Source organism: Streptomyces sp. AC602_WCS936 (genome assembly GCF_019049125.1).
In the GTDB taxonomy this organism is placed as follows: Bacteria; Actinomycetota; Actinomycetes; order Streptomycetales; family Streptomycetaceae; genus Streptomyces.
In genome coordinates, this window is the sequence record NZ_JAGMUF010000112.1 from 76,377 (window position 1) to 99,413 (window position 23,037).

Sequence of the window (23,037 nt, forward strand, 5' to 3'; positions counted from 1 at the left end):
TCCTGTCAAAAGGTTGACATGATGCCGACGCTCCGCACAGGGTGGGCGGGACAGCGCAGGGACCGGTCCGAAGAGGGGCTCTCATGGTGGACGCACTCGGTGTCGCCGTCGTCGGTTTCGGCTGGATGGGCCGGGTGCACACCCAGGCGTACGCCCGGGTCCGCCACCACTATCCGCGGCTCGCCCTCCGCCCCGAGCTGGTCACCGTCGCCGAGGAGGTGCCGGGGCGGGCCGAGGAGGCCGCCGCGCAGTTCGGCTTCGCCTCGACGGCCCGCGACTGGCGCGAGGTGGCCGCCGACCCGCGGGTCCAGGCGGTCAGCATCACCGCGCCGAACTTCCTGCACCGGGAGATCGCCGTGGCGATGGCCGAGGCGGGCAAGCACATCTGGATCGAGAAGCCGGTCGGCCTGTCCCTCGACGACGCACGGGCCGTCGCCGACGCGGTCGCCAAGGCCGGTGTGCAGGGTACGGTCGGCTTCAACTACCGCAACGCGCCCGCCGTGGAGGCCGCCCGCGACCTGATCGCCGCCGGGGAGATCGGCACCGTCACCCATGTCCGCATCCGGCTCTTCAGCGACTACGCCGCCCATCCCGAAGGGGCGCTGACCTGGCGTTACGAGCGCGAGCGCGGCGGCAGCGGGGTGCTCGGCGACCTGGCCTCGCACGGCGCGGACCTGGCCCGGTTCCTGCTCGGCGACATCGCGTCGCTGACCGCCGACACAGCCGTCTTCCTGCCCCGGCGGGCCCGCCCCGCTGCCGCCACCGCCGGCCATGCCCGGGCGGCCGGCGGCGAGTTGGGGCCGGTCGAGAACGAGGACTACGTCAACTGCCTGCTGCGCTTCGCCTCCGGCGCCCGCGGGGTGCTGGAGGCCTGCCGGGTCTCGGTCGGCGAACAGAACAACTACGGCTTCGAGGTGCACGGCACCACGGGCGCGGTGTTCTGGGACTTCCGCCGGATGAACGAACTGGGCGTCAGCCGCGGCACGGAGTACCAGGACCAGCCGGTCAGCACGGTCTACGTCGGCCCGGCGCACGGCGAGTTCGCGGCCTTCCAGCCGGGGGCGGCGAACGCCATGGGCTACGACGACCTCAAGGTGGTGGAGGCCCACCGTTTCCTGCGCTCGATCGCGGAGGCCACCCCGTACGGCGCCACCCTGTCGGACGCCGTGCACAGCGCGGCCGTACTGGAGGCGATGGCGCGGTCGGCCGAGGGTGGTGCCTGGGTCAGCCCCGAGACTCCCGGGTGAGGGCGTCGCGGCGGGCCCGCGTCGCCCACCGGCCCAGCAGGGCCTGGACGGGGACCAGCACGAGCCAGCTCCACATGGCCGCGGGACCGACCGCCAAGGCGAGCGGGATGCTCAGCGCGAAGACCACCGTCGTCGCCGCGATGTCCAGGCCGAAGAGCCAGAACCCCTCCTCGGGGGCCGCGTCACCGCGCAGCCAGGGCCGGGCGGCCAGCACGGCGAGCAGGGCTAGGTGGGATGCGCCCAGGGCGGCGATCGCCGCCGCGTAGACGGCGACGGAGACCGGCTCGTCCCCGTACTCGGAGATGAGCTTGGTGGGGAAGGGGACGAGTGCCGCGACGCCCAGGCCGAGCAGGGACAGGGTGATCACCTGGCCGTCGACCCGTTCGACGAAGCCGAAGATCCGGCGGTGGTCGCGCCAGAACAGCCCGAGCACCAGCAGACTGAGCACGTACGCGCCCAGGTTGGGGGCGAGGTCGCGCAGTGCGGCGTGGTAGGCCGCGGAGTCCAGGTCGCGGGGCACGGAGAAGTCGAGGACGAGCAGGGTGATGGCGATCGCGAAGACGCCGTCGGCCAGCGCCACCACCCGCTCGGGACCGCCGGCCGGAGTCGATTTCCACATGCGACCGACGGTACGAGCGGCGGCGCGGACGGCCGCGTCACACGCCCGGGGCGGCGGCGCGCGTCACACGGTCGCGGTGTCCGGAGGCATGTTGTGCGGGGTGACGACCTGGATCGCCGACGGCCGTGCCGGACCGGCGGGCGGCAGGGCGCCGTGGGCCCGCATCACGTGGCGGCACGCCTCGCGCAGGTCCTGGCGCAGGTCGTGGTGGAGGACGACGGACAGGCGCCGCTCGCGCAGCAGCCGGGTGTTGTCCTGGTCGAGGTCGTGGGCGACGAACACCTCGCAGGTGCGGCCGAGGTCCTCGAAGGCGCGCAGGGTGGCGATGTTGCCGCCGCCTATCGAGTAGACCGCCCGGATGTCCGGGTCGCGTTCCAGCGCGGCCCGCACCAGGTCGTACTGGGTGGCGTCCAGGCCCTGCCCCTCGGCGATCTCGACGAGAGCCCGCCCGGGGTGCCGGGCCCGCATGACGCCGCGGAAGCCCATCTCGCGCTCCTCCTCGTTGCGGAAGAAGCCGCTGCTGAGGCTTGTGAGGACGTTGCCGGGGCGGTCGCCGAGCCACTGGCCCGTGAGGTAGGCGGCGGTCGCGCCGGCGGCCCGGTCGTCGATGCCGACGTAGGCCACCCGGGGGCCGGCGGGCAGGTCCGTCGCGAGGGTGACGACGGGGATGCCCGCGGCGGTCAGCCGGCTCACGGCGGCGTTCACCTCGGGGACGTCCGGGGCCTTGAGGATCACTCCCTGGGAGCCGCGCCGGGCGATCCGGTCCAGGGTGGCGGTCAGCTCCCCGGCCGGGTCCGTCTCGCGGAAGTGGAAGCGGCAGCGCACCACCGCCGGGTGCAGGGCGGGCAGTTCGGCCTCCAGGGCGGCGCGCACGGCGGTGGAGAAGCGCTCCGGAGCCTGCATCACGATGTCGCACATGAACGTGCGGCCGACCAGCCGGACCTGGGTGCGCTGGCGGTCCAGGTCGGCGATGGCCCGGCGCACCTCGTACGCGGTGCTCTCGCGCACGCCGCCGCGGCCGTTGAGCACCCGGTCGACGGTGGCCTCGCTCAGGCCCGCCTGCCGGGCGATCTCCCGGATCGGGAAGGGGTGTCCCATGACCGGCTCCTCGGCTTCCTCCCGCGGCGCGCTCTGAGGGGTTTTTGATGGCCGCCTGCTGGTTGTTCGACGCGTTTGTCAGGACAAGAATGACAGCACCGCGTCGCCCCTGTCAGCGAAAGGACGACGATGTCCGCAGCGCCCGTCCCCGCATACCGCGCCCATCTGTCCGAACGCGACTGCGACCTCGGCGCCTTCCGCGCGCTCGTCGAGCAGCCGACCGACCCGTCCGCGTACCCGCGGGCCACCGCCGTGGAGCGGAACGTCCCCGTGTACGACGCCGGCGGGCTGCGCGACGACGCGGAGACGGCGGCCGAGCTGATCGACGCCCTCGCCGACGGTCCCGGCATCGTCGTCCTCAAGGGCGCGTTCCCCGACCCTGCGGTGGTCGACCGGGCCTCCGCCGTGTTCGACGCGCTGATCGACGGGCAGCGCGCCTCGGGCGCCACCGCCGGTGACCACTTCGCCGCGCCGGGAGCCAACGACCGGGTGTGGAACGCGCTGGAGAAGGCCGCGCTGCACGACCCCGAGGCCTTCGCCGACTACTACGCCAACGACGTCCTGGCCCTGGTCGCCCGGGCCTGGCTCGGTCCCGGCTACCAGGTCACCTCGCAGATCAACGTGGTCAACCCGGGCGGCGCCGCCCAGTCGGCGCACCGCGACTACCACCTCGGCTTCCTGTCGGCCGAGGCCGCGGCGGCCTACCCGGCGCACGTGCACCGCCTCTCCCCCGTGCTCACGCTCCAGGGCGCCGTCGCCCACTGCGACATGCCCGTGGAGTCGGGGCCGACGATGTACCTGCCGCACTCCCAGAAGTACGAACCGGGCTATCTCGCCTGGCGGCTCCCCGAGTTCCGGGACTGCTTCGAGGCGCACCACGTGCAGCTGCCCCTCGCCAAGGGCGACGCGGTCTTCTTCAACCCGGCCCTGTTCCACGCGGCGGGCACCAACCGCTCGTCCGGCATCCGCCGCATGGCCAACCTGCTGCAGGTCTCCTCCGCGTTCGGCCGCGCGATGGAGACCGTGGACCGGGAGGCGGTGGTGAACGCCGTCTTCCCGGTGCTGCTGAAGCGCAAGGCCGAGGGCGCGGGCGAGCGGTGGCTGGAGAACGTGGTCGCCGCGAGCGCCGAGGGCTACCCGTTCCCGACCAACCTAGATCGCGATCCGCCCGTGGACGGTCTGGCGCCGCCCACCCAGGCGGACTGCGTGCGGCAGGCGCTGCGCGAGGAGTGGACGCCGGACGGGCTCCGGGCTCGGTTGCGGGCCGGCGCCGGACGCCGGGAGACACGATGACACTGCTCGACGACAAGGTGGTCCTCGTCAACGGCGGCAGCCAGGGCGTCGGCGCGGCGATCGCACGGGCCGCCGTGCGGGAGGGCGCGGCCGTTGCCGTCACGGGGCGCCGCCCGGAGCCCGTCGAGGCCCTGGTGGCCGAGCTGACGGCGGCGGGCGGCGAGGCCGTGTTCGTACGGGCCGACCTGGCGGACGCCGGGCAGGCGAAGGCGTCCGTGGGCCGGGTGGTGGAGGCGTACGGCCGGGTCGACTGCCTGGTCAACTCGGCGGGGCTGACGTCCCGGGGGACGCTGCTGGACACCACGCCCGAGCTGTTCGACCAGCACATCGCGATCAACCTCAGGGCGCCGTTCTTCGCGATGCAGGCGGCCGTCGCGGACATGGTGGGCCGGGGCGCGCCCGGCACCGTCGTCAACATCATCACGTCCTCGGCGCACGGCGGGCAGCCGTTCCTGGCGCCGTACGTCGCCGCGAAGGCCGGTCTGGTGGGCCTGACGAGGAACGCGGCGCACGCGCACCGCTTCGACCGGGTGCGGATCAACGGCCTGAACATCGGCTGGACGGCCACCGAGGGCGAGGACGCCACCCAGCGGGCCTTCCACGGCGCCGGGGACGACTGGCGCGAGCGGGCCGCCGCGCGGTTGCCGATGGGCAGGCTCGGGCAGCCGGACGAGATCGCCGACTTCGTGGTCCTGCTGCTGTCGGACCGGTCCGGCGTGGTCACGGGCTCGGTGATCGACTGGGACCAGAACGTCCTGGGCGGCCTGGACTGAGCAGTACGCGTGCCCGGCACGGCAATCACGCACAAGGAGCAACGAGAAGCATGCGCATCGCAATCCTCGGCCTCGGCCGCATCGGCGCCTTCCACGCCGAGACCCTCTCCTCCCTGGACGCCGTCGACTCGCTCGTCGTCGCCGACCCGTTCGCGGATGCAGCGAAGGCGGCCGCCGAGCGGTTCGGCGCTGAGATCGCGGACTCCCCCGAGGCGGTGCTGGCCGCCGGGGTGGACGGTGTGGTGGTCGCGGCGGCGACCGACGCCCACCCGGACCTGATCCTGGCCGCCGTCGAGGCCGGCGTGCCCGTCTTCTGCGAGAAGCCCGTCGCCCGCACCATGGCGGAGGGCGTCGAGGTGCTCAAGGCGGTCTCGGGCCGTGACGTGCCGGTGCAGATCGGCTACAACCGCCGCTTCGACACCGCCTTCGTCGCGGCGCGGGCGGCCGTGCGGGCGGGTGAGCTGGGCAAGCTGCACACCGTGCGGTCGACCACCCTGGACCCGGCGCCACCGCCGGCCGCGTACATCGCCGCCTCCGGCGGCATCTTCCGCGACTGCGCGGTGCACGACTTCGACGTCATCCGCTGGGTGACGGGCCGCGAGGTGAGCGAGGTGTACGCCGTCGGCGGCAACCGGGGTGCGGACTTCATCCGGGAGGCGGGTGACGCGGACACCACCGGTGCGGTCCTCACGCTGGACGACGGCACGATCGCCGTGGTCTCCAACAGCCGTCACAACGCGCGCGGTTACGACGTCCGCATGGAGATCCACGGCTTCGCCGACTCCATCGCGGTCGGCCTGGAGGACAAGCTGCCGCTGCGCTCGGTCGAGCCCGGCACGGCCTTCCCGGCCGGTGTGCCGCACGACTTCTTCATGGACCGCTTCGCCGCCGCCTACCGCGCCGAGCTGACCGCTTTCACCGAGGTCGTCGCGGGTGCCCGTCCCTCCCCCTGCACGATCGAGGACGCGCTGGAGGCGGGGTGGATCGCCGAGGCGTGCACCCTGTCGCTGCGGGAGCACCGCCCCGTGACGGTGGCGGAGGTCAGGCGGGCCTGAGGCCGGTCGGGGCGGGCCGGCGGGGCGCGGTCAGCCCGCCGGCTCGGTGATGTCCACCATCCAGGGGACGCCAAACCGGTCCGTGCACATGCCGAAGACGTCCCCCCACATCTGCTTCTCCAGCGGCACGGCGACGGAGCCGCCGGCGGACAGCTTCTCCCAGTACCCGCGCAGCTCCGCCTCGTCGTCACCGCTGAGGCTCACCGAGAAGTTGGTGCCCGGGGTGTAGTCCATGCCGGGCGGGGTGTCCGAGGCCATCAGGGTGAAGCCGCCCGGTGTCTCCAGCATGGCGTGCATGATCTTGTCGGTGTAGGCGCTGTCGGGCATGCCGGACTCGCCGAAGGTGTTCAGCGACAGGGTGCCGCCGAACACCTGCTCGTAGAACTCCATCGCCTGTCGGGCGTCGCCGTCGAAGCTCAGGTAGGGATTGAGACGCGAGGTCATGACTGCCTCCCGGAACGGGACGAAGGGCCAGTGCTTCGCACGCTAGCGCGCACCACTGACAACGGCCCGCCGGGCGGTGCGCCGGCGGGACCCGTCCCCGCCGGCGCGACCGGGGTCAGGCTCCGCAGGAGCGCAGGAACCTGCGGGTGCGGACCGCGATGGGCAGCGGCCTGTCCGGCTCGCACGGGTACATGTCCTGCTCGACGATGGCGAACAGGTCGACGCCGAGCTTCTGGGCCGCGGTGAGCACCGGCCCCAGCTCGGGCACTCCCGCGGGCGGCTCGCACATCACCCCGCGCTGCACGGCCGGCCCGAAGGGGACGCCGTTCGCGCGCACGTCGGCGAGGATCTCCGGGTCTACCTGCTTGAGGTGGAGGTAGCCGACGCGCTCGCCGTAGGTCTCGATCAGCTTGACGCTGTCGCCGCCGCAGTAGGCGTAGTGGCCGGTGTCCAGGCAGAGGCTCACCAGGTCGGAGTCGGTGGCGTCGAGGAAGCGCTCGACGTGCTCCTCGGTGTCGATGTGGGTGTCGGCGTGCGGGTGGACGACGATGTCCAGGCCGTAGCGCTCCCGCACCTCGTGGCCGAGGCGTTCCATTCCCTTGGTGAGGTGGGACCACTGCTCGCCGGTCAGCTCCGGCGGCTCCAGGATCTCGGCGGTCTTGTCGTCGCGCCAGAAGGACGGGATGACGACGAGGTGCTTCGCGTCCATGGCCTGGGTGAGGGCGGCGACGCGGCTGACCTGCTCCCAGGTGCCGTCCCACTCCGAGGGGCCGCGGTGCAGGCCGCAGAAGATGGTGCCGGCCGAGACCTTGAGGCCGCGCCGGGTCACCTCGTCGGTGAGGCGGGCGGGGTCGGTGGGGAGGTAGCCGTAGGGGCCGAGCTCGATCCACTCGTAGCCGGCTTCGGTGACCTCGTCCAGGAAGCGTTCCCAGGGCACCTGTCGCGGGTCGTCGGGGAACCAGACGCCCCAGGAGTCGGGGGCCGAGCCGACGCGGATGCGGTCCAGGGCGGTGGGCATGTCAGGCCTTCCCTTCGGCGGGTGCGGCGGTGCCGGACGCGGTGGTGTCGTCGGGCGCGGGGGCCGCCGGCTCCTGAGGGAGCGCCGCCACGTCCACGCCGCCGGTCTGTGCCAGTTCGTGCTTGAGGGCGGCCAGTTCGGCGCCGCCCGCCATGTGGTTGGTGAGTTCCTCGAGGGTGATGTCGGCGCGGGCGGCGCTCAGTTCGAGGGTGCCCAGGCGCAGCACGCTGAAGTGGTCGCCGACCAGGTAGGCGTGGTGGGGGTTGTGGGTGATGAAGATGACGCCGAGTCCGCGTTCGCGGGCGGCGGCGATGTACTTGAGGACGACGCCGGACTGCTTGACGCCGAGGGCGGCGGTGGGCTCGTCGAGGATGAGGACGCGGGCGCCGAAGTAGACGGCGCGGGCGATGGCGACGCACTGGCGCTGGCCGCCGGAGAGGGTGCCGATGGGCTGTTCCAGGTCGTCCAGGACGATGCCCATGTTGCGCAGTTCCTCGTCGGCGGTCCGCTTCATGCGGGCGATGTCGAGACGGCGGACGGGCCAGGGGCCCTTGGTCATCTCGGAGCCGAGGAAGAAGTTCCGCCACACCGGCATCAGCGGGATGGTCGCGAGGTCCTGGTAGACGGTGGCGATGCCCCGGGCGAGGGCGTCGCGCGGCGTGCTGAAGCGCACCGGTTCGCCGTCGACGAGGAACTCTCCCTCGGTGTGCTGGTGCAGCCCGGAGATGATCTTGATGAGGGTGGACTTGCCGGCGCCGTTGTCGCCGAGGACGCAGGTCACCCGTTCGGGGTGGACGGCGAGGTCGACGCCGTGCAGGGCGCGGATGTTGCCGTAGGCCTTGCCCGCGCCGCGCAGTTCGACGATCGGGCGGCCGTCCTGCTCGGATGCGGGGTCGTCGGCGAGGACGGCGCCGTGGGTGCCGGGGGTCTTGTTGGTCATCTCGGTCACCTCCGGGTCGCCGCGCGGCGGACGTACAGGTTGATGAGGACGGCTCCGAGCAGCATCACGCCGAGGAAGGCCTTGAACCAGTCGGGGTTCCAGCCGGCGTAGACGATGCCCTGGTTCACCATGCCGAACATGAAGGCGCCGAAGACGGGGCCGATGGCGGAGCCGTAGCCGCCGGTGAGCAGGCAGCCGCCGATGACGGCCGCGGCGATGTAGATGAGCTCCTGGCCGACGCCCTCGCCGGACTGCACGGTGTTGAAGGAGAAGAGCTGGTGCATGCCGACGAACCAGGCGCCGAAGCCGACCAGCATGAACAGGGTGATCTTGGTGAAGGTGACGGGGACGCCGACCGCGCGGGCGGACTCCTTGCTGCCGCCGACGGCGAAGATCCAGTTGCCGTACTTGGTGCGCAGCAGCACCCAGGTGGCCAGTGCCGCGAAGGCCAGCCACCACACGACCGTGATCTTCACCTGGACGCCGCCGACGTCGAAGGAGGAGGCGAAGAGGGCCTTGGCCTGGTCGAAGCCGTCCATGTCGCTGATGTCGTCGGTGGCGACGTTGCCGGTGACCAGCTTGGTGACCGCGAGGTTCACGCCCTGGAGGATCAGGAAGGTGCCGAGCGTCACCAGGAAGCTCGGCAGGCCGGTCTTCACCAGCACCCAGCCGTTGAAGGCGCCGACCGCGAGGGAGACCACGAGGGCGACGATCACGCCCATCCAGACGTTCATGGTCAGCTGGTAGCTGAGCATGCTCGCGGTGAGCGCGGAGGTGACGACGGCGACGCCGGCGGACAGGTCGAACTCGCCGCCGATCATCAGCAGCGCCACCGGCAGCGCCATGATGCCGATGGTCGACGACTGGTACAGCACCGTCGCCATGGAGCCGCCCTCGCGGACCGTGGGCGCGGCGATCAGGAAGAAGACGAACACGGCGACGGCGCCGAGGAAGACCCCGACCTCGGGCCGGGCGAGCAGACGCAGCGTCATGGAGCGCTGCCTGGTCCGCCCGTCGGTCTGCTTCGGGCCGGGGGCCGGCGGTGTGTCCACCGCCGGCTCAGCCTGTTGGGTCATGCCCATCACCGGGTGCCCTTCGCGGCGAACTCGGCGACGGCCTTGACGTTGGACTTGTCGACGAAGGCCGGGCCGGTCAGCACCGGCTGCTCACCGCCGCCGCTGTAGTTGCCGTTGTTCTTGTAGAGCCACAGGCCGTCGACGGCGAGGTAGCCCTGGAGATAGGGCTGCTGGTCGACGGCGAACTCGATGTCGCCCTTCTCGATGGCGCCGGTCAGCTCCTTGTTGAGGTCGAAGGTGGCGACCTTCGCCTTGCTGCCGGTCTCGTCCACCGACTGCACGGCGACCATGGCGAACGGGGCGCCGAGGGTGACGACGTGGTCGATGTCGCCGTCCTCCTGCAGTTTGGCGGTGACCGTCGCCTTGACCGAGGGCTTGTCGGCGCCGTTGACGTAGAGGTTCTCCACCGAGCCCTCGAAGGTCTTCTTCAGGCCGTCGCAGCGCTGGGTCAGGCCGACGTTGCCCTGTTCGTGGATCACGCAGAGGGCCTTCTTGGAGCCCACCTCGTTCAGCTTCTTGCCGAACGCCTCGCCCGCCACGCTCTCGTCCTGGCCGAAGAACGACATCAGGCCGAGCTCCTTCCAGTCCGCCAGGCCGGAGTTGAGCCCGACGACGGGTATCCCGGCCTTCTCCGCCTTGCCGAGGACGCCGCGCAGGGCGTCCGGCTTGGCGAGGGTGACGGCGATGCCGTCGACCTTCTGGTCGATCGCGTTCTGCACCAGGTTGGCCTGGTTGCCCGCGTTCGGGTCGGCGGAGTAGACGAGCTTGATGTTGTCCTTGGCGGCGGCGGCCTCGGCACCCTTGCGGACGATGTCCCAGAACGTGTCGCCGGGCGCCTGGTGGGTGACCAGGGCGACGGTCATGCGCGGGGTGTTCGCCTTGCCCGCGGAGGCACCCGAGTCCCCTTCCTCGTCGGCCTTCTTCCCTCCGGAGCCGCTGGAGCAGCCGGCGAGGGTCAGGGCCGCGGCGGCGGCGAGGGCCACGGCGGGGGCGAATCTGCGGGAGCGGGCGTGCGAAGAGCGGTCCATCTTTCCTGCACCTCACTGTGCGACTGTGCGACGGGGAAGCCGTGTGCCAGACCAGAGAAGAACGGCTGTTGCTGCGCTGGGTCCGGATACAAGTCCTTGAGACGCCCGCTGTCAATACTTTGTCAAGACATCATTTCACTCACAGGTCCGAATGTAAGTACAAAGTATTGACATGGTCGTCCGGGAGTCATACACCTGGGAGGCGGCAGGCCCCCCGCCCAGCCCGAGGAGCGTCGCACATGGCCGAGTCAGTCCCGCGTTTCGATCTGATCACGATGGGCCGCATCGGGGTCGATCTCTATCCCTTGCAGACGGGCGTACCCCTGGCGGAGGTTGAGACCTTCGGCAAGTTTCTCGGCGGTTCGGCCGCCAACGTGGCGGTCGCCGCCGCCCGGCTCGGCCGTGCCACGGCCCTCATCACCCGCACGGGCGAGGACCCGTTCGGCGGCTTCCTGCACCGGGCGCTGAAGGAGTTCGGCGTCGACGACCGCTGGGTCACCCCGGTCGCCGCCTACCCGACGCCCGTCACGTTCTGCGAGATCTTCCCGCCGGACGACTTCCCGCTGTACTTCTACCGCCGTCCGAAGGCCCCCGACCTGGAGATCCACCCCGAGGAGCTGGACCTCGACGCCGTCCGCGCCGCCTCCGTCTTCTGGATCACCGGCACCGGGCTGAGCGAGGAGCCGAGCCGCACGGCGACCCTCACCGCCCTCGCCCACCGCGCGAAGTCCGGCACCACGGTCTTCGACCTGGACTGGCGCCCGATGTTCTGGGCCGACCCCGACGAGGCCCGCCCGCACTACGCCGAGGCGCTGCGGCACGCGACCGTCGCGGTCGGCAACGTCGACGAGTGCGAGATCGCCACGGGCGTACGCGAGCCGCGCGCCTGCGCCGAGGCGCTGCTGGCGGCCGGCGTCGAGCTGGCCGTGGTCAAGCAGGGCCCGAAGGGCGTCCTCGCCGTGCACCGCGACGGCCGCAGCGCCGAGGTGCCCCCGGTGCCGGTCGAGGTGGTCAACGGGCTCGGCGCGGGCGACGCGTTCGGCGGCTCGCTCTGCCACGGTCTGCTCTCCGGCTGGGACCTGGAGCGGACCATGCGGTACGCCAACGCGGCCGGCGCCCTCGTCGCCTCCCGTCTCGCCTGTTCCTCCGCGATGCCCACCGGGGCGGAGGTCGACGACCTCCTCGCGCGAGCCACTCCCTGAACGGAGCAACGCCTTGTCCCTCAGCATCCCCGACCTCACCGCGGTCAGAGCCCGGCACCCGGAGGCGATCGCCGAGGCGGCGGCCCGCCGGGTACGCCGTCCGCTGATCGGCGCCTCCGGCCGCCTGATGATCGTGGCCGCCGACCACCCGGCGCGCGGCGCGCTCGGTGTCGGCGACCGCGGGCTCGCCATGGCCAACCGGGCCGACCTGCTGGAACGCCTGTGCACGGCGCTGTCCCGGCCCGGCGTCGACGGGGTGCTCGCCACCGCCGACGTACTGGAGGACCTGCTGCTGCTCGGGGCGCTGGACGACAAGGTCGTCATGGGCTCCATGAACCGCGGCGGCCTCGCGGGGGCCGCCTTCGAGATGGACGACCGCTTCACCGGCCACCGCGCGGAGGACATCGCCCGGCTCCGCTTCGACGCGGGCAAGCTGCTGCTGCGCATCGACTACGACGATCCCGGCTCGCTGACCACCATGGAGGCGACCGCCCGCGCGGTGGACGCGATGGCCGCGCGGGAACTGCCCGTCTTCGTCGAGCCGTTCATCTCCCGCCGCGTCGGGGGCCGGGTCCGCAACGACCTGTCCGCCGAGGCCGTCACCCGGTCCATCGCGATCGCCTCGGGCCTGGGCGGCACGTCGGCCTACACCTGGCTGAAACTGCCCGTCACCCAGGACCCAGACGACATGGGCCAGGTCCTGGAGACCTCCACGCTGCCCGCCGTCCTGCTCGGCGGCGACATAGGAGGTTCCCCCGCGGACCAGGCCGCCGCCTACGAACGCTGGCGCAAGGCGCTGCGGCTGCCCACCGTGCAGGGCATGGTCGTCGGCCGCTCGCTGCTCTACCCGGCCGAGGGCAGTGTGGAACAGGCGGTGGACACGGCGGTCGGACTGCTGTGACCGGCGTGGAGACGAGGAAAGGGGAAGAGGAGATGACGTACCACCTCCCGGCGGGCAAGGCGGCGGACGGGGTCCTGGCCGTCGACGTGACACCGGAGAAGGCCGGCTGGGGCTACTCCAGCCTGCGCGTGCTCCACCTGCCGCCCGGCGGCAGCCACACCTTCGACAGCGGTGACAGCGAGTGGATCGTCCTCCCGCTCAGCGGCGCCTGCACCGTCGCCACGGCCGACGACTTCGGCCAGGACACCTTCGAACTCGCCGGCCGGGAGAGCGTGTTCAGCGGCGTCAGCGACTTCGCGTACGTACCGCGCGACGCCCGCACGACCGTGACGACCGCCGCCGGGGGCCGCTTCGCCCTCACCGGCACCCGCTGCACCCACCGCCTGCCCGCCCGCTACGGGCCTGCGTCGTCGGTGCCGGTGGAGCTGCGGGGCACCGGGAACTGCTCGCGGCAGGTGAACAACTTCGGCGCGGCGGGGACGTTCGAGTGCGACAAGCTCATCGCGGTCGAGGTCATCACCCCCGGCGGCAACTGGTCGTCCTTCCCGCCGCACAAGCACGACGAGCACCGCCCCGGTGAGGAGTCGGTGCTGGAGGAGATCTACTACTTCGAGTTCGCGGCCCATGACGGCACCCCCGGCCTCGGCTACCAGCGCGTCTCCCCCTCCGGGCACGGACGGGGCACGGACGTGCTGGCCGAGGTCCGCGACGGCGACGTCGTACTGATCCCCGACGGCTGGCACGGGCCCTCGATGGCGGTCCCCGGCCACCACATGTACTACCTCAACGTCATGGCGGGCCCGGAGGCCGAACGCGCCTGGCTGATCTGCGACCACCCCGACCACGCCTGGATCCGCGACACCTGGCCGGAACAGCCCGTCGACCCCCGACTCCCCCTCTACACCGCACCGGAGAGGTCCGCATGAGCGCCGCCGCCACCCGCCGACTGACCACCGCCCAGGCCCTGGTGCGCTTCCTGGCCGCCCAGCACACCGAACGCGACGGCGTACGGCGCCGCCTGATCACGGGCACCTGGGGCATCTTCGGCCACGGCAACGTGGCCGGGATCGGCCAGGCCCTCGTCGAGTACGCCGACGTCATGCCGTACCACCAGGGCCGCAACGAACAGGCCATGGTGCACGCGGCCGTGGGCCACGCCCGCCACCTGAACCGCCTGTCCGCGCAGGCGGTGACGACGTCCATCGGCCCCGGCGCCACCAACCTGGTCACCGGCGCCGCGCTCGCCACCATCAACCGCCTCCCGGTCCTCCTCCTCCCCGGCGACTACTTCGCCTCGCACGCCGCCGACCCGCTGCTCCAGCAGCTGGAGCACCCGACCGAGGCCGACGTGTCCGTCAACGACACCCTGCGCCCCGTCTCCCGCTACTTCGACCGGATCGCCCGCCCCGAGGCCCTCGTCGCCTCCGCGCTCCAGGCGATGCGCGTGCTCACCGACCCGGCCGAGACCGGCGCCGTCACCCTCGCGCTCCCCCAGGACGTGCAGGCGGAGGCGTACGACTGGCCCGAGGAGTTCTTCGCCGACCGCGTCTGGCGGGTACGGCGACCGGCGCCCGACCCGGTGGAACTGGCCGAGGCGGTCCGCGCGGTCCGCGCCGCCGAACGCCCGCTGATCGTCGCGGGCGGCGGCGTCCACCACAGCGAGGCCGAGGAGGCGCTGCGGGCGCTGGTGGACGCCACCGGCATCCCGGTCGCCTCCACCCAGGCCGGCAAGGGCGCGCTCCGCCACGACCACCCGGCCGACCTCGGCGGCATCGGCCACACCGGCACCACGGTGGCCGACGACCTCGCCCGCACCGCCGACCTGGTGATCGGCGTCGGCACCCGCTGGTCGGACTTCACCACGGCCTCCGGCACCCTCTTCCAGCACCCGGACGTCCGCTTCCTGAACCTCAACATCACCGCCTTCGACGCCCACAAGCTCGCCGCCCGCACCCTGGTCTGCGACGCGCGGGCCGGGCTCACGGCGCTGGCCGAGGAACTGTCCGGCCACCGGGTGGACGCGGCGTACGAGTCCGAGTACCGCACCGGACAGGAGCGGTGGGAGCAGGTGGTGGCCGCGTCCTTCCGCGCCGACGACGACACCGCCGTCCCCACCCAGACGCAGGTACTGGGCGCGCTGGACGCGGTCGTCGGCGACGAGGACGTGGTGATCAACGCGGCCGGTTCGCTCCCCGGCGACCTGCACAAGCTGTGGCGGGCCCGCTCCCCGCGCCAGTACCACCTGGAGTACGGCTACTCCTGCATGGGCTACGAGATCCCGGCCGCGCTCGGCGTCCAGCAGGCCGCGCCGCCCGGTACGCCGGTGTGGGCGCTGGTCGGCGACGGCACGTACCTCATGAACCCGACGGAGATCGTCACCGCCGTGCAGGAGAACCTGCCGGTGAAGATGCTCCTCGTCCAGAACCACGGCTACGCCTCGATCGGCGGTCTGTCCGAGTCGGTGGGCGCCGAACGCTTCGGCACGGCGTACCGCCACCGGGTGCCCGACGGCTCCTTCACGGGGGCTCCGCTGCCCGTCGACCTCGCCACCAACGCGGCCAGCCTCGGCATGGAGGTGCTGCGCGCCAAGACCGTACGGGAGTTGCGCGAGGCCCTGCGCACGGCCCGCGCGTCGGGCCGGCCGACCTGCGTCTACGTCGAGACCGACCCCACGCCGACCGCTCCCGCCGCCGAGGCCTGGTGGGACGTTCCGGTGGCCGAGGTGTCCGCCCGCGAGGCCGCCGCCGACGCCCGGGCGCAGTACGAACGCGCGGTCGCCGACCGCCGCCGCCACCTCTGAGAGCCCGTCACCGACGCAAGGGAGGTACGCCCATGGCGAGAACCGGCGACCGGGCACGTGCCGTGACCGCCCCCGCGCTCAGCACCCTGGACTTCGCGCTGGACCGGAGCAGTCCGGTGCCGCTCTACTACCAGCTCGCCCAGCAGCTGGAGGCGGCGATAGAACACGGCGTCCTCGCCCCGGGCAACCTCCTGGGCAACGAGGTCGACCTCTCCGTCCGCCTCGGCCTGTCCCGGCCCACCGTCCGCCAGGCCATCCAGTCCCTGGTCGACAAGGGGTTGCTGGTCCGGCGGCGCGGGGTGGGCACGCAGGTGGTGCACTGCCAGGTCAAGCGCCCGCTGGAGCTGAGCAGCCTCTACGACGACCTGGAGGCGGCCGGGCAGGGGCCCACCACGCGGGTGGTGCGCAACGAGACCGCCCCGGCCCCCGCCGACGTGGCGGCGGCCCTCGGCATCGCGGAGGGCGGCGAGGTCACCGTCCTGGAACGGCTGCGCCTCACCCACGGCCAGCCCGTGGCGCTGCTCCGCAACTACCTGCCGACGGGACTGCTGGACCTTGACGGTGCCCGGCTGGAGTCGACGGGCCTGTACCGGATGATGCGCGCGTCCGGCATCACCCTGCACAGCGCCCGCCAGACCGTCGGCGCCCGCACCGCCGCCCGCGAGGAGGCCGCGTGCCTCGACGAGAAGGAGGGCGCCGCCCTGCTGACCATGCGGCGCACGGCGTACGACGACACCGGCCGGCCGGTCGAGTACGGGACGCACGTCTACCGGGCGTCCCGGTACGCGTTCGACTTCCAGCTGCTGGTCAAGGGCTGACGGGCTTGCGCGCCCAGAAGAGGGTGTGCCCGGTGTCGCCGCCCTCCGGCACGTACTCCTCGCGTTCGACGGTCAGTCCGGCCCGGGTGATCCACTCCCGGTAGCCGGCGGCGTCGGTGTGGCTCCACCACATCGGGGCGCCGCCGCCGAGCCAGTCCTCGTCGGTGCCGGTCCAAGCACCGTGCCCGGTGGTGGCGACGAACCGGCCGCCCGGGCGCAGCCGGCGGAGTTCGTCGAGCCACGGCCGGTACTTGGTGTCACCTCCGAACGCCTCGTCGTAGCGCGCCGCCAGGGCGTCGTAGCCGCGCCGCACGATGTCCTTCGGGTCCGTGGTGTCCACGCCGGGTGACGGTAGTCACCGGAGGCGGGGCGGGCCATCGCTTTTCCCGGCCCCGCCGTCCCGGGCGAGGCCAGCGAAGGGGCCTTCCAGTGCCGCCCACTGGAGCAGCATGATGGTCTTCGCGTCGGCGATCTCGCCGGTCCGGATCATCTCCAGGGCCCGTCGGAAGGGCAGTTCGAGGGTCTCGATGTCCTCGCCCTCCTCGTCGAGGCCGCCGCCCTCGTGGGTGCGGGTGGCGGGGCCGTAGGCGGCGGCGTAGAAGCTGACGCGCTCGGTGACCGAGCCGGGGCTCATGTAGACGTCGAAGACGTGCCGGACCTCGCCGACGGTGTGCCCGGTCTCCTCCACGACCTCGCGCCGTACGGCGACCTCGGGGTGCTCGTCCTCGTCGTCGAGGAGCCCGCCGGGGGTCTCGATCAGCATGCCGTCGGGGTGGCCGTTGACGTAGACGGGGAGACGGAACTGCCGGGTGAGGAGAACGGTTCCGCGTTCGGTGTCGTACAGCAGCACGGTGGCGCCGTTGCCGCGGTCGTGGGTCTCGCGTTCCTGGGTGCTCCAGGTGCCGTCGGCGCGCTGGAAGTCGAAGGTCGTGGTGCGTTCGACGTACCAATGGCTGGAGAGCAGCCGTACGTCCGTGATCTTGACCCGGGAGTTGCCGGTCAGGTCCTGGCCGGCCCGGTCGAGTCCGGTGCGGCCGCGGCGGTCCGGGGTGTCGAGGCCGGCGGTCACGGGCGGCCGTCCAGGGGTACGGGGTGGGGCGAAGTGGTCATGTCCGCTTCTATCACGCGGCGTGGTGCCCACAGGCGTGCGGGGCTCTCACCGTGATCCCGTGCGCCACTGGTGGTCGGGCAGGAAGGTCACGTCGTACTGCTCGGGCACGGTGGCGAACTTGTGCGGCTCGGGTACGAACGGGCGCCGGGGCAGGCCGAGTTCGCCGGTGTCGGTGCCGAGGGTCTCGAAGAACCGCTCGAAGGTGCCGCCGGGGCCCGCCGCGACGCCGACGATCTGGCTGTGGTGGCGCTCGATGCGGTAGGCGTGCGGGCAGTTCTTGGGTACGAAGCCGAAGTCGCCGGCTGTCAGGAGCCGCTCCTCCTGCTCACCCTCCAGGTCCTCCACGAAGAGCCGGACGGCGCCCTGGGTGACGAAGAAGACCTCGTAGGTGTCGGGGTGGGAGTGGGCCGGGATGATGTCGCCCTTGGGGCCTTCGCAGGTGAAGAAGTTGAAGGTGTTCTCGGTCTGCGGACCGCCCGCGTAGACGGTGATCAGGTCGCCGAAGAGGTGGGCGCGGTCGCCCATGCCCTTCTCGATGAAGTAGGGCCTGCCCGGTTCGGCGGGGATGAGGGAGTGGGTGCGCCTGGCGAACTCGATGGTCATGGGAGCCTCCGACCGCGGGGATTGTCAGCCTTCCTGACGTTCAATGCGTGTCAGGCTACCTGACGTAGCGGGCTGCCCGTATGCTCGGGCACCGGAGGACCCGAGGAACGATGACCGAAGCCGCACCGAACATGCCGCTGCGACTGGCCGCGGCCAAGCGCTGGTTCGACGACGCCCTGACGGCGAGCATGCGCGCGGCCGGCGAGCAGCCGCTGAGCGCCGCGCAGGGCCAGGTGTTCGCGTTCCTGGACGCGGAGGGCACCACGGTCGCCGAGCTCGCCCGCCGCCTCGGCGTCACCCGCCAGACCGCCCACCAGGCCGTGCACGGCCTGCTCGCCCTGGGACTCCTGGAACAGGTCCCGGACCCCGCCTCGGCCCGCAGCCGCCTGATCCGCATCACCGCGGAGGGCACCCGCGTCCACCGGCGGGCCCAGGAGACCCTCGCCGTCATCGAGGGCGTCCTGGCCGACCGCATCGGCGCCGCGCAGGCCACGGCGCTGCGCACCGCCCTGACCCTGCCGCGCGGGGAGCCGCCGGTGGTCCGGGCGCCATAGGAAGGGACGCCCGGAGCACGTGCCGGCCCCCGGACTCACAGGGTCAGCCGGAACAGCGCCCCTCCACCAGGTGCCCGCTCGGCGGTGAGTTCCGCGCCGTGCGTGCGGGCGATCTGGCGGGCCATCGCCAGCCCGAGTCCCGAACCGGGCAGTGCGCGGGCGGACTGCGCCCGGTAGAAGCGGTCGAAGATGTGCGGCAGGTCCTCGGCCGCGATGCCGGGCCCGTGGTCGCGCACGGTCAGCTCCCGCTCGGTCAGCGCGACCTCGACCGTGCCGCCCGGCGGACTGAACTTGGCCGCGTTGTCCAGCAGGTTGCCGAGCAGCCGGGCCAGCCGCGCCGGGATGCCGGGGCGCAGCACGCCCGCCGCGCGGTCGGCGACGTCCAGGGTGAAGGTGAGGTGGGGCCAGCGCTCGCGGGCGGTGTCCACCGTGTGCCGGGTGAGGGCGGCGAGGTCGATCTGCTCCAGGAGCGGCTGCGGTTCCTCGTCCCGGGCCAGCTCGATCAGGTCGTTGACCAGGCTGGTGACGTCCTCCAGCTGCCGGACCAGGGCGCCGGCCGCCCGCTCGCGCCGGTCCGGGGGCAGGCGGTCGGCGCGCGCGAGGAGTTCGGCGTTGGTGCGCAGGGCGGTCAGCGGGGTGCGCAGTTCGTGGGAGGCGTCGGCGATGAGGCGGCGCTGGGCGGTCACCGAGCGGTCCAGCTCGTCGAGCATGGTGTTGAAGGTCGTCGCCAGCCGTGTGGTCTCGTCGCCCCGGTGCCGGCCGCCCGGCGGGAGCTCGATGCGGTGGCGCGGATCGCGGGTGGCGGCCACCCGTTCCGCCGTGGCCGTGAGCCGGGTGACGGGGCGCAGGCCGGTACGGGAGACCGCGTAGCCGAGCAGTCCGGCGACGACCACGCCGGCCCCGCCGACGCCGATCAGCAGCCAGGCGGTCTGGCGCACACCGCGCTCGGCGACGTCGGAGCGCAGGGCGACCTGGACGGCGGTGCCGTGGCCGAAGGTGGTGGTGAGCATGCGGGCGGGGTGCCCGGCGACGGTGATGTCCCGGTAGTAGGGCGCCCGGCGTCCGGCCGCGACCTCGCGGACCGCCGGGGACACGGGCAGGACGTACGGCTCCGCCGGATCGTCGGCGCGGTCGGGCGGGACCGTCTGGGCACAGGCCGGGGCGCCCAGGTAGCGGCATTCGCCGCGCAGCACGGCCGGTTCGCCGTCCCGGGCCTCCCGTGCGACGAGGGTGGCCGACTGGGCGAGGCTCTGGTCGACCTGCTGGTAGAGCTTGTAGCGGAGCACGAGGAACGCGGCCGTGCACACGCCGACGGTGACGAGCACGACGGCGGCCGAGGCCGCCAGCGCCAGCCGGGAGCGCAGCCGTCGGGGGCGCGGCACGATGCCGTTCCACCATCGGCGCGGCGGCCGGGTGGTGCCGGAGGCGGTGGCGGCGGGGCTGCCTTCGGTGGCGGCCGGGTCCGGCCGGTTCATGCCGTACCCAGGCGGTAGCCCACCCCGTGCACGGTGTGCACCAGGCGCGGTTCGCCCTCCGCCTCCAGTTTGCGGCGCAGGTAGCCGACGTAGACCGCCAGCGAGTTGGAACCGGGCCCGAAGTCGCGGCCCCAGACCCGCTCGAAGAGCGTCTCCCGGGTGAGCACCTGCCCGGGGTTGCGCAGCAGCTCCTCCAGCAGTGTGAACTCGGTCCGGCTGAACTCGATGGCCCGCTCCCCGCGCCGCCCGGTGCGCGTCGCCGGGTCCACCACCAGGTCGGCGTAGGACAGCCGGTCGCCCGGTTCCGGCACGCCGGTGTCCGCCCGGCGCAGCAGGGCCCGCACCCGCGCGGTCAGCTCGTCCAGCGCGAAGGGCTTGACCAGGTAGTCGTCGGCCCCGGCGTCCAGTCCGTCGACCCGTTCGCTGACCGAGTCGAGCGCGGTCAGCACCAGCACCGGCGTACGGTCGCCGACGGCCCGCAACTGGCGGCAGAACCCGAGCCCGTCCAGCACCGGCATCATCACGTCGACGACGACGGCGTCCGGCTGCCAGGCGGCCAGCTCGGACAGGGCCGCCAGGCCGTCGGCGGCGCCCCGCACCGCGTAGCCCTCGACGGTGAGACCGTCCTCGACCGCGGCCCGCACCTCGGGTTCGTCGTCGACCACCAGGATTCGTTTCAGCACGCGCCCAGCCTGCCAAAGGAGCGTCTTAAAACCTTCTTAGGGCGGCTTGTGACCGTGGCGGCCATGTTCGGACCTTCCCACTCGTCCTCCGGCCCACCGGCCCCCATGCCGCCCGCCGGCCCTCCCGCTCCCCCGTCCCGGCTCTCCGTGGTGATCGGCGCGGGCGGCACCGGCGGGCACATCTACCCCGGTCTCGCCCTCGCCGACGCGCTGCGCCGTGCCGTACCGGCGGCGGAGATCTCCTTCGTCGGCACCACGCGGGGCCTGGAGACCCGGCTGATCCCGCAGGCCGGGTACCGGCTGCACACCGTCGACATGATCCCCTTCGATCCGTCCCTCGGTGCCAAGCGCTACCTGCTGCCCTCGGCGCTGGTGCGGTCCGCCGGGCAGTGCCGGTCGATCCTGCGCGAGCAGCGGGCCCAGGTGGCGGTCGGCATGGGCGGCTACCCGAGCGCCCCGGTGATCCTCGGGGCCCGCTGGTCGGGGCTGCCGAGCCTCATCCACGAGTCCAACGCCGTCCCCGGCCGCGCCAACCGCTTCGCCGCCCGGCTCACCCCGCACGTCACGGTCGCCTTCGACCGGTCCCGCGCGGGGCTCGCCGGCGGGGAGCGCGCCCGCCTCGTCGGCATGCCCATCGCGGCGGCCCTCGCCGGTCTGGACCGGGCGGGCCGCCGTCATGAGGCCCGGCACGCGCTGGGCGTGCCGGACGGTGCCCGGCTGATCGTCGTCAACGGCGGCAGCCTCGGCGCCGCCCGGCTCACCGAGGCTGCGACGGAACTGGCCCGGCGCTGGCGGCGGCGCACCGACGTGCACCTGCTGATCAAGACCGGGCCGGACGCCCTGGAGGAGGCGCGGTTCCGGCTCGCGGGCAGTCCGGTGGCCCGCGTGGTGCCCTACCTGGACCACATGGACCAGGTGTACGCCGCCGCCGACCTGGTGATCTGCCGCGCCGGTTCGGCGACCGTCGCCGAACTCGCCAGCACCGGCGTGCCCGCCGTGCTCGTGCCCTACCCGCACGCCCCCGGCGACCACCAGACCCACAACGCCCGGGTGCTGACCGACGTCGGGGCCGGTCTCCTGCTCCCCGACGCCGAGACCTCCGCGACACGGCTCGCCGAGCTGATCGACCCGCTGCTGGCCGATCCTGCGCGGCTCGCCGCCATGGAGTCGGCCGCCGACCCCGGCCCGCACGCACACGCCGCCGACCTGCTCGCCGCCGAGGTACTGCACCTCGCCGGCCACCCCCTGCCCACCCACTTCCTGGAGCACACCCCGTGAACAACGCCGCCGCCACCGCCCGCACCGCCGACTGGACCGACCGCCAGGTCCTGGTCACCGGCGCCGAGGGCTTCATCGGCTCCGCACTCGTCGAACTGCTCGTCGCCCAGGGCGCCCGGGTCCGGGCGTTCACCCACTACAAGCCGTACGCCGAGAAGGGCCACCTCGCCCACCTGCTGAACCACCCGCTGGTCGAGACGTTCACCGGCGACGTTCGCGACGCGGGCCGGGTGATGGACGCTGTGGAGGGCTGCGACACGGTCTTCCACCTTGCCGCGCTCATCGGCATCCCGTACAGCTACGACTCCCCGGGCGCCTATGTGCAGACGAACGTCGTCGGCACCGAGAACGTCGCCGAGGCCTGCCGGCGCCACCGGGTGCGCCGCCTGGTGCACACCTCCACCAGCGAGGTGTACGGCACGGCCCGCACGGCGCCCATCGCCGAGAGCCACCCCCTCCAGCCCCAGTCGCCGTACTCCGCGTCCAAGATCGGCGCCGACATGATGGCCCTGTCCCACTGGCACGCCTTCGAACTCCCGGTGACGGTGGTGCGCCCCTTCAACACCTACGGCCCCCGGCAGTCCGCCCGCGCGGTGATCCCGGCGATCCTCGCCCAGCTCCACTCCGGCGCCCGCACGATCAAACTCGGCTCGCTCACCCCGACCCGCGACTTCACCTACGTCACCGACACCGCGCGGGGCTTTCTGGCCATGGCCGACTGCGACCGGGCCCTCGGACAGGTGGTCAACCTCGGCTCGGGCCGCGAGATATCCATCGGCGACCTGGCGCAGGCCCTCACCGTCGCCTCCGGGAGCGACGCCGAGATCGTCGTGGACCCGGCCCGGCTGCGGCCCGGCGGCAGCGAGGTGCAGCGGCTCCTGTCCGACAACTCCCGCGCCCGCGAGTGGGCGGGCTGGGAGCCGCGGGTCGAGCTGGCGGACGGACTGCGCCGGACCTCGGACTGGGTGAAGGAGCACCTGCACCTGTTCGCCGCGGAGCGCTACCAGGTCTGACCCGGCGG

General features: G+C 72.8%; 24 protein-coding genes. 12 read left to right on the top strand and 12 right to left on the bottom strand.

The window, feature by feature from the left end:
- The first annotated feature begins 83 nt into the window (after positions 1 to 83).
- On the top strand, positions 84 to 1,247 hold the full coding sequence (locus KUM03_RS30075) for a Gfo/Idh/MocA family protein (protein WP_217253491.1): 1,164 nt from the start codon (positions 84 to 86) through the stop codon (positions 1,245 to 1,247).
- Here KUM03_RS30075 and KUM03_RS30080 read toward each other — a convergent pair.
- Complete coding sequence (locus KUM03_RS30080) at positions 1,225 to 1,866, bottom strand: TMEM175 family protein (RefSeq protein WP_217253494.1); 642 nt, start codon at positions 1,864 to 1,866, stop codon at positions 1,225 to 1,227. The two genes, KUM03_RS30075 and KUM03_RS30080, sit on opposite strands and share 23 nt — an antisense overlap.
- 63 nt (positions 1,867 to 1,929) lie before the next feature.
- A complete protein-coding gene (locus tag KUM03_RS30085) occupies positions 1,930 to 2,964 on the bottom strand; it encodes a LacI family DNA-binding transcriptional regulator (protein ID WP_217253496.1) in 1,035 nt (344 codons plus the stop codon).
- Positions 2,965 to 3,093: 129 nt separating this feature from the next.
- On the opposite strand from KUM03_RS30085, the gene KUM03_RS30090 reads away from it, so the two are divergent.
- The 3 genes from KUM03_RS30090 to KUM03_RS30100 are packed head-to-tail and all read left to right on the top strand — an operon-like array spanning position 3,094 to position 6,085.
- The gene (locus tag KUM03_RS30090; RefSeq protein ID WP_217253499.1) at positions 3,094 to 4,257 is read left to right on the top strand and encodes a phytanoyl-CoA dioxygenase family protein; all 1,164 of its coding nucleotides are present in this window, start codon (positions 3,094 to 3,096) and stop codon (positions 4,255 to 4,257) included.
- Positions 4,254 to 5,030: an SDR family oxidoreductase gene (locus KUM03_RS30095; protein ID WP_217253502.1), complete on the top strand. Its 777-nt coding sequence runs from the start codon at positions 4,254 to 4,256 to the stop codon at positions 5,028 to 5,030. The genes KUM03_RS30090 and KUM03_RS30095 overlap by 4 nt, the downstream gene beginning before the upstream one ends.
- 50 nt (positions 5,031 to 5,080) lie before the next feature.
- Positions 5,081 to 6,085: a Gfo/Idh/MocA family oxidoreductase gene (locus KUM03_RS30100; RefSeq protein WP_217253505.1), complete on the top strand. Its 1,005-nt coding sequence runs from the start codon at positions 5,081 to 5,083 to the stop codon at positions 6,083 to 6,085.
- A 30-nt stretch (positions 6,086 to 6,115) separates the two neighbouring features.
- Here the strand turns inward: KUM03_RS30100 and KUM03_RS30105 are convergent, their stop codons facing one another.
- The 5 genes from KUM03_RS30105 to KUM03_RS30125 form a co-directional block, all read right to left on the bottom strand.
- The gene (locus KUM03_RS30105; protein WP_217253507.1) at positions 6,116 to 6,529 is read right to left on the bottom strand and encodes a VOC family protein; all 414 of its coding nucleotides are present in this window, start codon (positions 6,527 to 6,529) and stop codon (positions 6,116 to 6,118) included.
- Between the two features lie 115 nt (positions 6,530 to 6,644).
- Entirely contained in the window at positions 6,645 to 7,547 is a 903-nt protein-coding gene (locus KUM03_RS30110) for a sugar phosphate isomerase/epimerase (RefSeq protein ID WP_217253509.1), read from the bottom strand.
- A 1-nt stretch (position 7,548) separates the two neighbouring features.
- Positions 7,549 to 8,487, bottom strand: coding sequence for an ATP-binding cassette domain-containing protein (locus tag KUM03_RS30115; RefSeq protein ID WP_217253512.1), 939 nt, complete (start codon positions 8,485 to 8,487; stop codon positions 7,549 to 7,551).
- Positions 8,488 to 8,492: 5 nt separating this feature from the next.
- Entirely contained in the window at positions 8,493 to 9,569 is a 1,077-nt protein-coding gene (locus tag KUM03_RS30120; RefSeq protein ID WP_217253515.1) for an ABC transporter permease, read from the bottom strand.
- Entirely contained in the window at positions 9,569 to 10,591 is a 1,023-nt protein-coding gene (locus KUM03_RS30125) for a sugar ABC transporter substrate-binding protein (protein WP_217253518.1), read from the bottom strand. The genes KUM03_RS30120 and KUM03_RS30125 overlap by 1 nt, the downstream gene beginning before the upstream one ends.
- Before the next feature lie 239 nt (positions 10,592 to 10,830).
- On the opposite strand from KUM03_RS30125, the gene iolC reads away from it, so the two are divergent.
- Genes iolC through KUM03_RS30150 form a run of 5 tightly spaced genes read left to right on the top strand, consistent with a single transcriptional unit; the run spans position 10,831 to position 16,312 of the window.
- The gene (gene iolC / locus KUM03_RS30130; RefSeq protein WP_217253520.1) at positions 10,831 to 11,793 is read left to right on the top strand and encodes a 5-dehydro-2-deoxygluconokinase; all 963 of its coding nucleotides are present in this window, start codon (positions 10,831 to 10,833) and stop codon (positions 11,791 to 11,793) included.
- 13 nt (positions 11,794 to 11,806) lie between these two features.
- Complete coding sequence (locus KUM03_RS30135) at positions 11,807 to 12,694, top strand: deoxyribose-phosphate aldolase (protein ID WP_217253522.1); 888 nt, start codon at positions 11,807 to 11,809, stop codon at positions 12,692 to 12,694.
- A 32-nt stretch (positions 12,695 to 12,726) separates the two neighbouring features.
- Positions 12,727 to 13,620 carry a 5-deoxy-glucuronate isomerase gene (gene iolB / locus KUM03_RS30140; RefSeq protein ID WP_217253523.1) on the top strand — a complete coding sequence of 298 codons (894 nt, stop codon included), beginning with the start codon at positions 12,727 to 12,729 and terminating at the stop codon, positions 13,618 to 13,620.
- Positions 13,617 to 15,494 carry a 3D-(3,5/4)-trihydroxycyclohexane-1,2-dione acylhydrolase (decyclizing) gene (gene iolD, locus KUM03_RS30145; RefSeq protein WP_217253526.1) on the top strand — a complete coding sequence of 626 codons (1,878 nt, stop codon included), beginning with the start codon at positions 13,617 to 13,619 and terminating at the stop codon, positions 15,492 to 15,494. The genes iolB and iolD overlap by 4 nt, the downstream gene beginning before the upstream one ends.
- A 32-nt stretch (positions 15,495 to 15,526) precedes the next feature.
- The gene (locus tag KUM03_RS30150) at positions 15,527 to 16,312 is read left to right on the top strand and encodes a GntR family transcriptional regulator (RefSeq protein ID WP_217253529.1); all 786 of its coding nucleotides are present in this window, start codon (positions 15,527 to 15,529) and stop codon (positions 16,310 to 16,312) included.
- On the opposite strand, the gene KUM03_RS30155 is transcribed toward KUM03_RS30150, so the two are convergent.
- From KUM03_RS30155 to KUM03_RS30165, 3 genes are all read right to left on the bottom strand, one after another.
- Positions 16,302 to 16,652 (bottom strand): hypothetical protein, encoded by a 351-nt coding sequence (locus tag KUM03_RS30155; protein ID WP_217253531.1) that lies wholly within the window; start codon positions 16,650 to 16,652, stop codon positions 16,302 to 16,304. The genes KUM03_RS30150 and KUM03_RS30155 overlap by 11 nt on opposite strands.
- A gap of 15 nt (positions 16,653 to 16,667) precedes the next feature.
- Positions 16,668 to 17,381 carry an NUDIX domain-containing protein gene (locus KUM03_RS30160; protein ID WP_217253533.1) on the bottom strand — a complete coding sequence of 238 codons (714 nt, stop codon included), beginning with the start codon at positions 17,379 to 17,381 and terminating at the stop codon, positions 16,668 to 16,670.
- An 87-nt stretch (positions 17,382 to 17,468) separates the two neighbouring features.
- A complete protein-coding gene (locus KUM03_RS30165; protein WP_217253535.1) occupies positions 17,469 to 18,026 on the bottom strand; it encodes a quercetin 2,3-dioxygenase in 558 nt (185 codons plus the stop codon).
- Between the two features lie 110 nt (positions 18,027 to 18,136).
- On the opposite strand from KUM03_RS30165, the gene KUM03_RS30170 reads away from it, so the two are divergent.
- On the top strand, positions 18,137 to 18,580 hold the full coding sequence (locus tag KUM03_RS30170) for a MarR family winged helix-turn-helix transcriptional regulator (RefSeq protein WP_217253537.1): 444 nt from the start codon (positions 18,137 to 18,139) through the stop codon (positions 18,578 to 18,580).
- 35 nt (positions 18,581 to 18,615) lie between these two features.
- Here KUM03_RS30170 and KUM03_RS30175 read toward each other — a convergent pair whose 3' ends face one another.
- Both KUM03_RS30175 and KUM03_RS30180 read right to left on the bottom strand, forming a co-directional pair.
- The gene (locus KUM03_RS30175; RefSeq protein WP_217253540.1) at positions 18,616 to 20,055 is read right to left on the bottom strand and encodes a cell wall metabolism sensor histidine kinase WalK; all 1,440 of its coding nucleotides are present in this window, start codon (positions 20,053 to 20,055) and stop codon (positions 18,616 to 18,618) included.
- Positions 20,052 to 20,738: a response regulator transcription factor gene (locus KUM03_RS30180; RefSeq protein ID WP_217253542.1), complete on the bottom strand. Its 687-nt coding sequence runs from the start codon at positions 20,736 to 20,738 to the stop codon at positions 20,052 to 20,054. Before KUM03_RS30180 ends, KUM03_RS30175 begins: the two co-directional genes overlap by 4 nt.
- Before the next feature lie 105 nt (positions 20,739 to 20,843).
- Here KUM03_RS30180 and KUM03_RS30185 point away from each other — a divergent pair, with 105 nt between their 5' ends.
- Complete coding sequence (locus KUM03_RS30185) at positions 20,844 to 22,016, top strand: glycosyltransferase (protein WP_217254069.1); 1,173 nt, start codon at positions 20,844 to 20,846, stop codon at positions 22,014 to 22,016.
- Positions 22,013 to 23,029: an SDR family NAD(P)-dependent oxidoreductase gene (locus KUM03_RS30190; RefSeq protein WP_217253544.1), complete on the top strand. Its 1,017-nt coding sequence runs from the start codon at positions 22,013 to 22,015 to the stop codon at positions 23,027 to 23,029. Before KUM03_RS30185 ends, KUM03_RS30190 begins: the two co-directional genes overlap by 4 nt.
- Positions 23,030 to 23,037 lie beyond the last annotated feature (8 nt).

Coding starts and splice junctions, on each gene's coding strand:
- KUM03_RS30075 (WP_217253491.1), top strand. CDS start 84: ATGGTGGACGCACTCGGTGTCGCCGTCGTCGGTTTCGGCTGGATGGGC.
- KUM03_RS30080 (WP_217253494.1), bottom strand. CDS start 1,866: ATGTGGAAATCGACTCCGGCCGGCGGTCCCGAGCGGGTGGTGGCGCTG.
- KUM03_RS30085 (WP_217253496.1), bottom strand. CDS start 2,964: ATGGGACACCCCTTCCCGATCCGGGAGATCGCCCGGCAGGCGGGCCTG.
- KUM03_RS30090 (WP_217253499.1), top strand. CDS start 3,094: ATGTCCGCAGCGCCCGTCCCCGCATACCGCGCCCATCTGTCCGAACGC.
- KUM03_RS30095 (WP_217253502.1), top strand. CDS start 4,254: ATGACACTGCTCGACGACAAGGTGGTCCTCGTCAACGGCGGCAGCCAG.
- KUM03_RS30100 (WP_217253505.1), top strand. CDS start 5,081: ATGCGCATCGCAATCCTCGGCCTCGGCCGCATCGGCGCCTTCCACGCC.
- KUM03_RS30105 (WP_217253507.1), bottom strand. CDS start 6,529: ATGACCTCGCGTCTCAATCCCTACCTGAGCTTCGACGGCGACGCCCGA.
- KUM03_RS30110 (WP_217253509.1), bottom strand. CDS start 7,547: ATGCCCACCGCCCTGGACCGCATCCGCGTCGGCTCGGCCCCCGACTCC.
- KUM03_RS30115 (WP_217253512.1), bottom strand. CDS start 8,487: ATGACCAACAAGACCCCCGGCACCCACGGCGCCGTCCTCGCCGACGAC.
- KUM03_RS30120 (WP_217253515.1), bottom strand. CDS start 9,569: ATGGGCATGACCCAACAGGCTGAGCCGGCGGTGGACACACCGCCGGCC.
- KUM03_RS30125 (WP_217253518.1), bottom strand. CDS start 10,591: ATGGACCGCTCTTCGCACGCCCGCTCCCGCAGATTCGCCCCCGCCGTG.
- iolC (WP_217253520.1), top strand. CDS start 10,831: ATGGCCGAGTCAGTCCCGCGTTTCGATCTGATCACGATGGGCCGCATC.
- iolB (WP_217253523.1), top strand. CDS start 12,727: ATGACGTACCACCTCCCGGCGGGCAAGGCGGCGGACGGGGTCCTGGCC.
- iolD (WP_217253526.1), top strand. CDS start 13,617: ATGAGCGCCGCCGCCACCCGCCGACTGACCACCGCCCAGGCCCTGGTG.
- KUM03_RS30150 (WP_217253529.1), top strand. CDS start 15,527: ATGGCGAGAACCGGCGACCGGGCACGTGCCGTGACCGCCCCCGCGCTC.
- KUM03_RS30165 (WP_217253535.1), bottom strand. CDS start 18,026: ATGACCATCGAGTTCGCCAGGCGCACCCACTCCCTCATCCCCGCCGAA.
- KUM03_RS30170 (WP_217253537.1), top strand. CDS start 18,137: ATGACCGAAGCCGCACCGAACATGCCGCTGCGACTGGCCGCGGCCAAG.
- KUM03_RS30175 (WP_217253540.1), bottom strand. CDS start 20,055: ATGAACCGGCCGGACCCGGCCGCCACCGAAGGCAGCCCCGCCGCCACC.
- KUM03_RS30185 (WP_217254069.1), top strand. CDS start 20,844: ATGCCGCCCGCCGGCCCTCCCGCTCCCCCGTCCCGGCTCTCCGTGGTG.